General features: G+C 66.7%; 10 protein-coding genes and 2 pseudogenes. 10 read left to right on the plus strand and 2 right to left on the minus strand.

The window, feature by feature from the left end; genetic code table 11:
- Positions 1-116: 116 nt before the first annotated feature.
- Together AC07DC_RS30940 and AC07DC_RS30945 are read left to right on the plus strand one after the other, a co-directional pair.
- Positions 117-2,147: an alpha/beta fold hydrolase gene (locus tag AC07DC_RS30940; protein ID WP_478917794.1), complete on the plus strand. Its 2,031-nt coding sequence runs from the start codon at positions 117-119 to the stop codon at positions 2,145-2,147.
- Positions 2,148-2,490: 343 nt separating this feature from the next.
- Positions 2,491-3,183, plus strand: a complete 693-nt coding sequence (locus tag AC07DC_RS30945; RefSeq protein ID WP_478917795.1) for a hypothetical protein — start codon at positions 2,491-2,493, stop codon at positions 3,181-3,183.
- Positions 3,184-3,563: 380 nt separating this feature from the next.
- Here the strand turns inward: AC07DC_RS30945 and AC07DC_RS30950 are convergent.
- A pseudogene (locus AC07DC_RS30950) lies at positions 3,564-4,274 on the minus strand (ISAs1 family transposase); the annotation flags it as partial.
- A gap of 509 nt (positions 4,275-4,783) precedes the next feature.
- Between AC07DC_RS30950 and AC07DC_RS30955 the strand changes: the two are divergent.
- The 7 genes and pseudogenes from AC07DC_RS30955 (at position 4,784) to AC07DC_RS30985 (ending at position 11,228) form a co-directional block, all read left to right on the plus strand.
- Positions 4,784-5,242, plus strand: coding sequence for a nitroreductase/quinone reductase family protein (locus AC07DC_RS30955; protein WP_478917796.1), 459 nt, complete (start codon positions 4,784-4,786; stop codon positions 5,240-5,242).
- Positions 5,239-5,706, plus strand: coding sequence for a cupin domain-containing protein (locus AC07DC_RS30960; RefSeq protein ID WP_478917797.1), 468 nt, complete (start codon positions 5,239-5,241; stop codon positions 5,704-5,706). The genes AC07DC_RS30955 and AC07DC_RS30960 overlap by 4 nt, the downstream gene beginning before the upstream one ends.
- A 69-nt stretch (positions 5,707-5,775) precedes the next feature.
- Positions 5,776-6,726, plus strand: coding sequence for an alpha/beta hydrolase (locus AC07DC_RS30965; protein WP_478917798.1), 951 nt, complete (start codon positions 5,776-5,778; stop codon positions 6,724-6,726).
- Positions 6,727-6,768: 42 nt separating this feature from the next.
- Positions 6,769-7,671 carry a helix-turn-helix transcriptional regulator gene (locus AC07DC_RS30970; RefSeq protein ID WP_478917799.1) on the plus strand — a complete coding sequence of 301 codons (903 nt, stop codon included), beginning with the start codon at positions 6,769-6,771 and terminating at the stop codon, positions 7,669-7,671.
- Between the two features lie 397 nt (positions 7,672-8,068).
- The gene (locus AC07DC_RS30975; RefSeq protein ID WP_478917800.1) at positions 8,069-8,248 is read left to right on the plus strand and encodes a hypothetical protein; all 180 of its coding nucleotides are present in this window, start codon (positions 8,069-8,071) and stop codon (positions 8,246-8,248) included.
- Between the two features lie 296 nt (positions 8,249-8,544).
- Positions 8,545-9,924, plus strand: a pseudogene (locus AC07DC_RS30980) (IS1380 family transposase).
- Positions 9,925-10,235: 311 nt separating this feature from the next.
- The gene (locus AC07DC_RS30985; RefSeq protein WP_478917990.1) at positions 10,236-11,228 is read left to right on the plus strand and encodes an AraC-like ligand-binding domain-containing protein; all 993 of its coding nucleotides are present in this window, start codon (positions 10,236-10,238) and stop codon (positions 11,226-11,228) included.
- 89 nt (positions 11,229-11,317) lie between these two features.
- Here AC07DC_RS30985 and AC07DC_RS30990 read toward each other — a convergent pair whose 3' ends face one another.
- Positions 11,318-11,806 carry an RICIN domain-containing protein gene (locus tag AC07DC_RS30990; protein ID WP_478917801.1) on the minus strand — a complete coding sequence of 163 codons (489 nt, stop codon included), beginning with the start codon at positions 11,804-11,806 and terminating at the stop codon, positions 11,318-11,320.
- Between the two features lie 401 nt (positions 11,807-12,207).
- On the opposite strand from AC07DC_RS30990, the gene AC07DC_RS30995 reads away from it, so the two are divergent.
- On the plus strand, positions 12,208-12,351 hold the full coding sequence (locus tag AC07DC_RS30995) for a hypothetical protein (RefSeq protein ID WP_478917802.1): 144 nt from the start codon (positions 12,208-12,210) through the stop codon (positions 12,349-12,351).
- The last annotated feature ends 423 nt before the right edge of the window (positions 12,352-12,774 follow it).

Here is a 12,774-nt window from a genome sequence, read left to right on the forward strand (position 1 = left end):
CCCGATCAAGTTGAGTAGCTTCCTCGGTGGAATTTCGGAGGTTGCACGCGCCCTGCCTGCGGACGTCAGTAGTCTGGGGTATCCGAACGCGAGCAAGGATGTGCGGGAAGGGCGGCGTGGTGCTGGGCGTGGTCTTCGTTCACGGTTTCAGATCATCGCCGGGGATGTGGGACTCGTTCACGCGTTTGATGGCCGCCGACGCTGATTTGTTCGGAGTCGCGATCCTCCGGTTCGGATATGCCACGAAGTTGACACAGCCGAACCCTCTGCGAAGGATCCCATCCTTCGACACGGTGGCCGACAGCCTGAAGGAGTTCTTGGACACCGAAGCCAGGAATTTCGAGAGTCTCGTGTTGGTCAGCCACAGCCAAGGCGGACTGGTCGTACAGCGCTTCCTCGCCCGTATGCTGGCTGAAGGGCGTGGACGAGATCTCGGTCGTATTCGGAGAGCGGTGCTGCTGGCTTGCCCGAATACCGGCTCACAACTGGGCCTACTGCTCCGACGCGGTGTGTTGCGATCGAATCCTCAGGAGCGACAGCTAAGGCCCTTTGACGAGCAAATCGCCGATACCCGGCGCACGGTATTGCGCGATATTGTGAACGCTCGCGAGATCTCTGACCGGACGTGCCCGATTCCCTTTTCGGTCTATGCTGGGGAGAGCGACGGCGTGGTGACTCCGGCCTCGGCGCGCGACACATTCCCCGATGCGTCGGTTCTGCCCGGTGACCACTTCACCATCGTGCGCCCGGACTCGGCGGCACACCGCTCCTACACCACCCTCAAACGCCTCCTGTTAGCCGCAGCGGACAACGGCCCGCCCATGGCCTCGGCGCTGAGTCCCGATCCGGCTCGCTCGCAGTCGCCATCCCCGGCGGTGGCGAAGGTGCAGTTCGCCGAGGCGCCAGGTGCGTTGGTGGCTGAGCAAGCGGGGAGCGCGGTCGATGCGGCAGCGAGGCCGGTGAAGGGCGCCATCGAGGCGGTCTCTCCAGGTCACCCTCCTGATGCTACGGATCAGCCGAGAGTCCTTCTGCCGCGGCGAAAGCTCCTGATCGGGTCCGCGGCGGCAGTCCTGGCCACGGGGACGGGAGGGATGTTTCTCCTCCTGGAGAACGATCGGAAATCACCCCCATCGGACCTGGTGTCTGTGCGCCCTCGCAGTGTCACTCCGTATCCAGTGCATTCTGCTGCTCCGATTGAACCACCGCTCACCGGACACACGGACCTAGTGGTCTCGCTGGCCTTCAGATCGGACGGGCGCACGCTGGCCAGCGGGAGTTGGGACAGAACCATCCGCCTGTGGAATGTGCGCGACCCCACGCATGCCCGGCCGTTGGGGCCTTCCCTCACCGGCCAGGTGAACCATATTGAATCGCTGGCGTTCGCTCCTGACGGCCGCACATTGGCCAGCGGCAGCGACGACACGACCATCCGGCTCTGGAATACGGCTGACCCCGCGCACACCACGGAGATCGGGCAGGCGTTGTCCGGGCACGCCGGTGCCGTGAACGCGGTGTCATTCTCTCCTGACGGCCGTACGTTGGCGAGCGGTAGCGACGACACGACCGTCCGCGTATGGAACACGACGGATCGAGCGCTCGTCGCATCCCCGTCCGTCATGCCGAACCAGCGCGGTAGCAACGATGTTGTCCGCTCCGTCGCCTTCGCTCCGCAAGGGAATCTGCTGGCAAGCGGTAGCGAGGACGGAGCAATCCGCCTTTGGTTCATGAGAAAGTCCGCCGGACCGAATCCGGCCGGGCAGCCCATTTCCGGTCATACCGACATCGTCAATGCGGTGACCTTCCGTCCGAAGGGTCTGATTTTGGCAAGTGCCAGTAGCGACAAGACTGTGCGCCTGTGGAACCTGAACAACTCCGTTCAGCCGGAGCCTCTGGGCCCGCCGCTGCAAGGTCACACTGCTGTCGTCACGTCCGTGGCATTCAGTCCCGACGGAAACACGCTGGCTAGCACAAGCTACGACGCGACAATTCTTCTGTGGGACGTGAGCGATCCCACCAGGCCGGTTGCGATCGGAGGACCGCTAATGGGTCACTCGCACGTCGTCTTCTCGGTGGCCTTCAGCTACAACGGCCGCACGTTGGCCACCGCGAGTGGTGACAGAACCATACGGCTGTGGGCTCTGACATGAAGGAGCAACGGCCTCGCGCGAGCGGTGCGCCGCCGCCTCCATCCCGCACAACTTGGAGAACGAGAGGAATGAGATGAGAATGCGCTGCCGATCTGGGAACACCTGGGGTGGCAAAAGAGAAATATCTGCGGATTTAGGAGGCCAACGACAGCAGGTGAGATCTAGACGAATTATGGTCCTGTCGACGTCTCGGGTTGCTCTCGGCGTGGCGGCTCTCGCTGTCGTGCTGTCAAACTGCGGCGGCCCCATTTCGTCGGACCCCTCGCCGACGCGCCAGCCTTCCGGCGCTGCCAACAGCTCGGCTTCTGCGGCGCCCGCATCAGCCCCCGCATCGAGTGATGGCGTGGATTCGAACCTTGCCCACACCGAATCCGACGGGTTGAGGTTCGGCGGTTCGGTCGATCAAGGATTGGGATGTTCTCCGGACGCCGGGGACGTGTACCCCAGCGCCGACTCTCCTGCGCTTACGACGTCGATGCAACCGGGCACCGGACCAAAGCATGGGGGCAAGACCTGGGATACGGCACCCGAACTCTTCGGTGCGGTGCCGGCCAGTCCCGCCGAAGTACAGCTTGCCGTCACCGCACCGACCGACCATGCGGTCACCCTGACGAGGCTGACATTCCATGTTCTGTCCCGCCGACCGCAAGTGCAAGGATCGCTGTTGAACAGACAGGGCCAATGCGGTGGAGGAGGCGACCCTCTCTACGGAGTAGTGGACTTCGACACAGCAGCGCCATACTGGCTTCCAGTGAACGCTTTGCCGACCTGGTACCAGCGCGCACCACTGATGTTCCCGATCACGATCAGGGCAGCAAATCAGCAGGCTCTCCTCATCGATGTACAGATGGAGCACTGCGAATGCACCTGGAATGCCGTACTGACATGGGTCGACGGCGAAGCCAGGGGATCCTGGACCCTCGACGACAACGGCAAGCCATTCGACACCACGTCAGTCACAGGCTTGAAAGGGGTAACCTGGGACGGCAGCTATCCTCCAAGCTGGAAGGCTATGCCTATGATCACCAAGAAATGAGAAGCCGTCGTTGTGTCGGGGGCCAGGCCAGGGCTTCGGCGTAGTCGCGTGACGTCCGGTTCGTGATCATCCGAGACCGAGGAGTGCCAGGGGGCGGCGAGGGTCGCGGGCGTTGCGGCGGAGGCTGGCCGCGATGTTCTTCACTCCGGCCGTGCGGAGGGCTCCGATGGCAAGGTTGCGCCAGGTGGCCATCGCACGGGGTGCGTTGCCGGTCCGCAGCTGGGAGGCGTCCTCGGCGAAGGTGGTGTCGCGGACATGGTGCAGGGCCTCGATCTTCCAGTGGTCGCGGACGAGTTCGGCGAGCTGGGCCGCGGTACCTGCTCGGCGGTCAGGCTGGTGACGGCGTAGACCGTCGTGACGGTGGTCTTGCCGGTCGTGCGGTCGGTGCGCCGGCGCTTGATCTGGACGGCCTGGCGGGCTCCGGGGAAGAGGAGGCTGTTCACGGTGGCGACCTTGATCCGGCGGATCTCCGAGCGGCCGTGTCCGATGCCCTGGGTGCGTCCCTGGAGCGGAATGCTCTTCCAGGGAAGGGACTTGAGCTGGCGCCGCAGCTTCTTCTGGTTGCCCTTGACGATCACGATGTAGTGAGCGCCCCGGGCGAGGAGGTAGTCGGCGTGCTCGCGCTGGGTGTGCATCGCGTCGCTGGTGACCACGGTGCCGGCCAGGTCGGCGACGGTGTCCAGCAGCGGCTGGAAGCACGTAATCTCGTTGGTCCTCTCGCCGACGTCCAGCTGGGCCAGGACCAGGCCGGTGGCGTGCTCCAGTGCGGCGAGCAGGTGGATCTTGCGGCCCTTCGCTTTGGCCGCGCCGCGCAGGCTCTTGCCGTCCACGGCCAGACCGCGCAGCCCGGTCGCCTTCGGTCGGCGGTCGGCAAGCCAGCTCCCGACAGCCAGGTCCAGCGCGTCGCCGTCGACGCGGGCCAGCAGCCGGCGGACCGTGGTCTCGGCGGGAAGGACCCGCCTCGGCAGAAGCGGATCGAGGTCGGCACCGACCTGTTCCAGCACATACCCGGGGGCATCGGCGATCCACTCGCCGACCGCCAGCAGCGAGGTCGCTCCGGCCAGCACCGCGCACGCAGTGAGAGCAAGCACGACGGCGCCAGGCGGTGGCGCACTCCGCGTGGGTCACGTGGGTCCGGCACCTCGGCCAGCCGCTCCAGCAGGCCCGGGACCTCCTCACGTCCGACCTGCGGATTCTCGCGCAGTTGGTCAAGGGCAGGCGAGATCAGAGATGATGCGTCGGCAGGCACGGTCTTCCACTTGAATCACGGGGCGTAGAGAACTCCATGATCTCGGAAGCCGTGCCTGTCACGTTCCGAGAGCACCGCTGAGCTGGTAGTTCGCCACGAACTGGGCGTTAGGCGACTACGCCGAAACTCTGGGTAGAGGCCGTCACCGCGGATCTCCCGGACCATGAGCACGAACAGCACGCATGCGGCGAACTGCACGGTGGCGTAGAAGACGAATCGAGGGGAGTGGTACTGCTGTTCCTACCCTCGCGACTGGCGGTCGGCGTATCGCCCAGAGGACGATCGAACAAGCGAACTGCGGCCCGGGTCCGCAGCGCCACAGGCACGGCACAGTCCGAACCGGAGACAGTCATGACTGGCAAACCGGACTTGAACGCACGCATCATCCACGAGTTCCGTGCCAACAAGGGAGTTGTCGGTGGTAGTTTCAGCGGGGCGCCCCTACTCCTGCTGCACACCGTCGGCGCGCGCTCGGGCAGGTCCCGCTTCAATCCGATGATGTACCTGGCCGACAGAGGCCGCTTCCTCGTCTTCGCCTCCCAGGCCGGCTCCGACCGCAATCCGGACCGGTACCACAACCTGCTCGCGCATCCCGAGGCACGCATCGAGGTGGGCGACGCGATCCTCGCCGTGCGCGCCGTCGAACTGCGGGGCACGGAGCGCGACACGGCGTTCGCCGAGCAGGCTCGCCGCTCTCCCGGCTTCGCCGGCTATCAAAGCAAGACCGAGTGGGTCATCCCCGTGATCGCGCTCATTCCCCTCGGCGAAGGCGCCGAGTCCGCCGATCACGCAGAACGGACACCGTCATGACCATGGCCTACCTCGCCCAGCCCGAGCAGCAGCAGAGGCTCGAATGGCTCGACGGCGGCGAGTTCGCCGTACTCCTGGACAGCGTGGCCACCGGCGGACAGTTGACCGTCGGACGGTTCTCCGTCGGCAAGGGCGAGGCGCCGCCTTACCACACGCACACCCGTGAGGACGAGATCTTCATGCTGATCAAGGGCAGTGCGCTGCTGTGGTGCGACGACCAGGAGATGGAACTGTCGGAGGGCGGCATCGTCTACCTCCCCCGGAACGTCCCCCACGGCTACCGGATCACTTCCGACACCGCCGACCTGCTGATGATCTGCACCCCCGGCGGCATCGAAGGCATGTTCCGCCACGCCGGACGTGACCTGGCCACCCCGCGCCCCGAAGGCTTCGAGATCTCACGGGACCTCATGGCCGAAGCCGCCGACATGTACGGCCAGATCATCGTCGGGCCGCCGCGCTGACCGTCGGCAGGTCCGCAGCGATCACCGTTCCGCCGTACGGCACTTACCGGAACCACGAAAGGCACTGCCATGTCTCGGCAACAGCGCCAAACCCTCGACGACCTGCTGCGGCACGGCCCGCTCGACGTCGGAGGCGACGTCGCCGAACAGCGCGCCGTCTTCCACGGCATGATGACGTCCCTACCGTTGCCCCCCGACGTCTCGACCACGGCAGGCGAGTTGGGCGGCGTGCCCGTCGTCACCGTGGAGACACCGGCGAACGACCCGGCGACCGTGCTGCTGTACCTGCACGGCGGCGCTTATGCCATCGGCTCGGCGGCCGACGCCGCGGGCCTGGCCGGGGACGTCGCCCGGCGCACCGGTGCACGCGCCGTGTGCGTGGACTATCGACTGGCCCCCGAGAACCCGTTCCCCGCAGCCGTCGACGACGCGCTGGCCGTCTACCGCGCTATGCTCGACGACGGTGTTCCCAGCTCCGCCATCGCCTTCATCGGCGAGTCGGCAGGCGGCGGTCTCGCCCTCGCGACGCTGGTCGCCGCCAAGGACGCTGGCCTGCCCCAACCCTCGTCGGCCGCGGTCTTCTCCCCGTGGGCCGATCTGAGCGTGTCCGGCGACAGCGCGGTCGGCAAGGCCGCCGTCGATCCCGCGCTGACCCCCGAAGGCTTGCGCACACGCGCCCGCGACTATCTGCGGGACACGGATCCCGCCACGCCGTATGCCAGCCCGGTCTTCGCCGATCTGACCGGCCTGGCGCCCCTGCTCATCCAGGTCGGCTCTCACGAGATCCTGTTGGACGACGCCGTACGGCTGGCAGCCCGCGCCGCCGAACACGACGTCCACGTCGAACTGCAGGTCTGGCCCCAAGTACCGCACGTCTTCCAGGCGTTCGCCGCCATGCTCGACGAGGCCGACGCCGCGCTGCGGGCCGCCGCCGCCTTCACCCGCGCACACTGGGTCGCCACCGACGACGCGTCCGGCGAGGCGCTGCCGACGAGTAAAGAGTCTGTTGTGCGGCAGTAGAAGCACCATGCGGTCCAGGGCATCTGGACGACGATGACCTGCATGGCAACGACGAACCACTTCGGCATCGCGCTGCGGGGCTGGCGCGAGCGCGTGTCACCGCAGGACAGCGGGCTGGAGGCGGGCGAGAACCGGCGCATCCCCGGACTGCGCCGAGAGGAACTGGCCCGACTGGCCGGGCTGTCCGTCGACTACGTGGTTCGGTTGGAACAGGGCCGCGCTCGGCACCCCTCGGCCCAGGTGGTCGCCGCCCTGGCCAGAGCGCTGCACCTCGACCCGCCCGAGCGTGACCATCTGTTCCGCTGCGCCCGTCTCGCACCGCCCGCCACCGGGAACGTGTCCCGGCAGGTGCCCGCGAGGGTGCACCGACTGGTATGCCAACTGGGAGACAACCCCACCGCGGTCTTCGCCGCCGACTGGACCCTCGTGGGCTGGAACGGGATGTGGTCCGCCGTGGTCGGCGATCCCCGTACGTACGGCTGGGACGAGCGCAATCTCGTCGCCGGGATGTTCCGGTCGAGCGGTGGACGAGCGCGGGAACCGATCGCGGCATGGCCCGTTCTGTCCTGGGCGGGCGACGAAGTGGAGGAGGAGGACCTCGTCGCGGACCTGCGTGTGACAGCGGCCGCCCATCCCCACGACGGACGACTCACCTCATTCGTCGACCACATGCGGCGGAACAACCCCCGCTTCGCCCGCCTGTGGTCCAACGGCACCGCCCGCACCCATGTCGGTGACCGCAAGACCATCGAACATCCGCTGGTGGGCGACATCGCCCTCGACCTCGACGTCCTGATGGCCGCCGGCACCGACCTCAGGATCGTCACGTACACGGCCGAGGCCGAGACCACCGACGCGGAGAAGATGAACGCTCTGCGTGCCGCCTGCCATCAGCCGGGCAAGAGCCCGTGCCGCCCCACGTCAGAGATCTCCAGCCCCGGCTGATGACGCCGATCCCAGGCTCAGGACGATGTGCCGGAATCTCGGCCAACCGGGCCAGCAGTCCGGGCAGTTCAACCTCGGCAGCGTCAGGCTGATCACGGAGTTGGTCAAGGACGGGCGGGATCGGAGAAGATGCGACGGCGGGCACGGACTTCCGTAGGGATCACTGGACTCGACACCCACATGATCTTGGAAGCTCGCGCCTGCCCTACGTTCCGGGCTCATATCGGGACGAACTCGCTCAACCCGCGACTACGCCGAAGCCCGGGGGCCAAGCTGCCTCCAGGATCTGGTCTTGGAAGTGGCGGAATGCGACCAGCCGTGCCGGTGCAGGACACCGGACTGCGGTCACGGTGAGCGGTGTGAGGCCGAGGACCGCGAGGGCTATGACCGGCGCACCATGCGTCATCCGACGGCCGAGGGCGACGCGATGGCCTGGCAGGACTCGTTGGACTGCTGCGAGAGCTGCGGTTCCTCGTTCCTGAACCGCCCACTGCCAGAGCAGCCGTGGGGAACCTTGAACGGTGCCAGCACCGTGACGGTGTTCCACGGCGTCAGCCACTACGAGCTCGGCGTGTAGCCCGCTTCGATGAACCAGGGGCGACAAGGCATGACTTCGCGATCCGCGTTGAACGGTGCGACGGGACTGTAGGAGACGTGCCTCGTGACCAAGAGGTTTGACCGGGCGTCACCAGCGCTGCCACGCTGGCGTCCAGCACCACAGCTGAGGTCTCAGATTTACGAGCTCTTCTAACCTCGCGCTTTCATAAGCGTGCTCGTCCATGCCTTGATCAAATCAGCGGAGAGTGCTTCTGCCCTGCAACGATGGGACTTGTCTAGGGTCCTGTTGGCTGCACGGAATGAAGCACTCTCCAGGTGAGCAAGCGTATCGGGTTGTACCCGCGTGTCCGCGTCGAGGGCGGTGGTAGCGGGGTGGTCTCGCAAGCCGGGGCGGTGCTGCTGGTCGAGACGGTCCGCAAGTCCGGCCTGGACACCGCGATATCGGCGGCAATGGCGCCGTGGCGCAAGCCGCGGGCAGTGCACGACCCGGGCAAGGTCCTGCTGGATGTCGCGCTCGCGACGGCTCTGGGCGGGGACTGCCTCGCCGATGTCGCCGTGCTGCGGGCCGATCCCGACGTGTTCGGCCCGGTAGCGTCGGACCCCACGGTCTCCCGGCTCATCGATGCCCGCGCGGCAGCAGGCCCGAAGGCCCTCACGGCGACCCGGTCGGCGCGGGCCGAAGTACGCTCGCGGGTCTGGGAGCTGGCCGGGGCGAACGGTCCGGCCGCCGACGGTCACGTGATCGTGGACATCGACGGCGTGCTGGTCCCTGGCGCACTCCGAGAAACAGGACGCCACCGCGACTTGGAAGAAGACCTTCGGTCATCGTCCGCTCGTCGCGTTCGTCGACCAGGGAGCGGCTGGGTCGGGAGAGCCGGTGGCCGCGCTGCTGCGGCCCGGCAACGCAGGCTCCAACACCGCGAGCGATCACATCGAAACCACCCGGCTCGCCCTGGCTCAGCTCCCCAAACACCTGCGGCGGGGCCGGCAGACACTGATCCGCACCGATTCCGCCGGCGACACCCACGCCTTCCTCGACTGGCTCTCCAAGCCGGGCCGGTGGCTGTCGTATTCCGTCGGAATGACCATCACCGACGCAATCCACCAGGCCGTCCTGAAGATCCCGAAGAAGGCGTGGACACCGGCCTATGACGCGGGCGGCACCGAGCGGCCTGGCGCCTGGGTCGCGGAGATCACCAGCATGCCCGACCTGAGCACCTGACCGAAGGGAATGCGGCTGATCGTCCGCAAGGAACGGCCTCACCCCGGCGCCCAGTTGCGTTTCACCGATCTCGACGGGCTGCGGCTGACGTGCTTCGCGACCAGCACCAAGGGCGGCCAGCTCGACGACCTGGAACTGCGTCACCGCAGGCGGGCCCGCTGCGAGGACCGCATCCGAGGCACCCGCGACACAGGCCTGCGCAACCTGCCCCTGCACGACACCGCGCAGAACCGGATCTGGCTGGAGATCGTCTCCATCGCACTCGACCTCCTCGCCTGGATGCCGATGCTCGCCCTGACCGCAGAAACCCGCCGCTGGGAACCCAAGAAGCTCCGCCTGCGGCTGTTCTCCGCCGCCGCCCCGCTGGTCACCACTGGCCGCCGCCGCTGGCTCCGCTTCACCACGAGATGGCCCTGGTCCGACGAGATCACCCGGCAATCGACCGGCTCAATGCCGTGCCGAGCCCCGGCTGACCAGCCACACCGACCGCCCCAACGATCCGCACCACCACACCGGGAAAGTGGAACCCGGCGCCCACCCGACGCGACAACCGGGCCGCCAACGCGCCCCAGACCGAAAAGACCGCACCTCGCAAACACAGAGTCCCCGTCAGCACACCAACGAAGACTCATGAACGATCGAAGCGAGAGCCACTGACAGTGGTGCCGCGGCATCAACACCGTTTCCCGCGGTGCCCGGCCGGTCCCCGACCCGTGACAGGCGGGCCACGAACAGTGGTGCATCCTTGGCACCGGGCCATGAAGATCGAATCGGGGGACTTGAGATGTGGGCAATGGTGTCGTCGAGCGGACTACCCGCAACAGAACGCTTCGACTGGTTCTCCGACATGGTCTCGCGTGAGGTGATGCCCACTGCGATCAGCAGCGAGCAGCCCTCCTCTTTCCAGGCCGAGGCCGCCGTCATGGATCTGGGAGAACTCCGTGTGTCGAGACTCGCCTACTCGCCCATTCGTTCGCGGCGTACGCCCGCGCTGATCCGGCAAAGCGATCCGGAACAGTACCAGTTGGCGATGGTGAGCAAGAGCTCCATGTCGATGTCCCAGCACGGGAACGATTGCAGCGTCGGCGTCGGGGACCTGGTGTTCTGGGATACCTCGCGGCCCTCCGACGCCGGGGTCCACACCGCCAGTGACCCGGGCGAGCTGGTGATCCTACAACTTCCCCGAAGCGCCCTGCCATTGCGCCCTCAGCGGCTCGACCGCCTCCTCGCCCGCCGTATACCGGGTCGCTATGGTACGGCGGCAATCCTGGCCTCTTTCATGAGGACCCTCGTCGACCACGGCGACCAGTGCGCGCCGACGGAGCTGCGCCATCTCGGTACGATAGCCACCGACCTGGCGGCCGCCTGCTTGGCCCAGCACCTGGACGCCGAGGAGCAACTCCCCTCCGAAACCCGTGCGCAGGCCCTGTTGCAGCGGATCTGCTCCTTCATCGAGCACAACCTCGGCGACCCGGAACTGACCCCTTCCACTATCGCCGCCCGCCACAACATCTCGGTGCGCAGTGTCCACCAGCTCTTCCACGACCAGGAGGAGAGCGTCCATGCCCGGATCCGCCGACGCCGCCTGGAGCGGTGCCGCTCCGATCTCGCCCGCCCGGATCTCCTCACTCACCCTGTACAGACCATCGCCGCCCGTTGGGGCTTCAGCGGACCTGCGGTCTTCAGCCGTTCCTTCCGCGAGGCGTACGGCCTCAGCCCCACCGAGTTCCGCGCACAGAGCCTCAAGGCGTCCTGCACCGACCGCGCATCGCCGTGATTCGCTCCGGCCCGATACCAGCTGTCCGCAACAGACGGGGCAGTGGGAGAGGCATCCGCCTGTCCCCACTGCCCCATTGGCCCATTCGGTCAGCTCACAATCCTCGACACCCACGACTGGTTGGCGCCGCCGTGACAGTCCCACTGGCGGACTGGCGCACCCGCGTCGATGCGCCAGTCCGCCACCTCCATGCACTTTTTGCTGGCTACATTGTGGTAGACATCATTCTGGGGGCCACCCAGGGACCAGCGCTGGTTGTCGCCGCCGTTGCAACCCCACTGGACGACGGCGGTGCCGTTGGCGCCGGAGTAACCCGGAACCTCGGCACACAGCCCGGTGGCCTCGTTGCGCAGCACAGGGGTGTTGTTGACGTAGGCGAAGTAGAACGTCTGGTTGGCGCCGCCGTTACAAGGCCACTGGACGAGCTGGGTACCCCACACCCCCGTGTTGCCGGGCACGTCCAGGCACATGCCGCTGACCTGGTTCGTCAGGACGAAGTGGGCGGACTCATACTCATATGCTGACGCCGAGGTGAGCGGGGTCAGCAAGGTGATCCCAACGCTGGCGAGCAGCGCCAACAAGATTCGGTAGGGGGACTTTCGGGCTATGTGCATGTCTGCCGGATTCCTCTTGAGTATGTGTCGCGCCGATGGATGATCGATATCTGACCTTCGAGTCCGGAGCCTAGAACCGGGCAAGTCCCCGCGGGTTTGCCCTGCGTGCACGGTTTCTTGACGATGCGTGCAAAGAGGTTTAGGGGTCTGCCCCGGACACCACGAGTCCGGCGGCCGCACCAAGAACACCACGGTCCGCCCGGGCAATCCGTATCTCAAAGGGCGCCCTCGGGCTGGCGGCGTTCGGCGCGGCGAGAACCAAGGACACCTATCTACAGGCCCCCTACAAGCGGCTGACCGCTCGCCAAGGCCCACTGCGGGCCCTGGTCGCTGTCGAGCACTCGATCATCACCGCGATCTGGCACATGCTCACCGAGAACACCTACCACGAGCTCGGCGGGGCCTACTCCGCCCAGCGCGACCCTGAACGCGCCACCCGCCGGGCCATCAACGCACTCAACCAGCTTGGCTACGCCGTCACTCTCAACCCACGGGAAGACGCCCTCTGACCAACAGCCCCGACCACCTGGTGACCCAACGGCCACCCAGTACTACCCACCCCCACCCTGACCTGCATCTATTTACGCGCCAGAGGCCAGACCTGGAGTTCACCATCGGCCGCCTCGGGATTCGAAGCCGAGACCTACGCATCTTCGAGACCGTCAGTGACCATGTGGCATGGTGCCGCCTCGTGTCGCGGAGTGAGTTCGTGCCTGATCAGAGAGTGTGCGGCCGGCTGGTTCGTGCTGTCTTGTAAGGCGTCCGGCCACCGGCAGGCCACCGAGACGAGCACGGCCCGTTGGCACGGGGTCGGGCCTGCGGCCCTGGCGGCGCAGTCGGCAGGGCAGATGCCTGCGCCGACCGGAGCGAAGCGGGGCTGCTTTCGGCTGCGCCGCGCGGAACACAGCGGCGGTGCATAGTGGAAGTCATAG

This window comes from Streptomyces sp. NPDC045021 (genome assembly GCF_056432645.1).

Excerpts from the sequence above, each read along its gene's own strand:
- AC07DC_RS30955 (WP_478917796.1), top strand. The coding sequence starts at position 4,784 with ATGACTGGCAAACCGGACTTGAACGCACGCATCATCCACGAGTTCCGT.
- AC07DC_RS30960 (WP_478917797.1), top strand. The coding sequence starts at position 5,239 with ATGACCATGGCCTACCTCGCCCAGCCCGAGCAGCAGCAGAGGCTCGAA.
- AC07DC_RS30965 (WP_478917798.1), top strand. The coding sequence starts at position 5,776 with ATGTCTCGGCAACAGCGCCAAACCCTCGACGACCTGCTGCGGCACGGC.
- AC07DC_RS30970 (WP_478917799.1), top strand. The coding sequence starts at position 6,769 with ATGGCAACGACGAACCACTTCGGCATCGCGCTGCGGGGCTGGCGCGAG.
- AC07DC_RS30975 (WP_478917800.1), top strand. The coding sequence starts at position 8,069 with ATGCGTCATCCGACGGCCGAGGGCGACGCGATGGCCTGGCAGGACTCG.
- AC07DC_RS30985 (WP_478917990.1), top strand. The coding sequence starts at position 10,236 with ATGTGGGCAATGGTGTCGTCGAGCGGACTACCCGCAACAGAACGCTTC.
- AC07DC_RS30995 (WP_478917802.1), top strand. The coding sequence starts at position 12,208 with ATGCTCACCGAGAACACCTACCACGAGCTCGGCGGGGCCTACTCCGCC.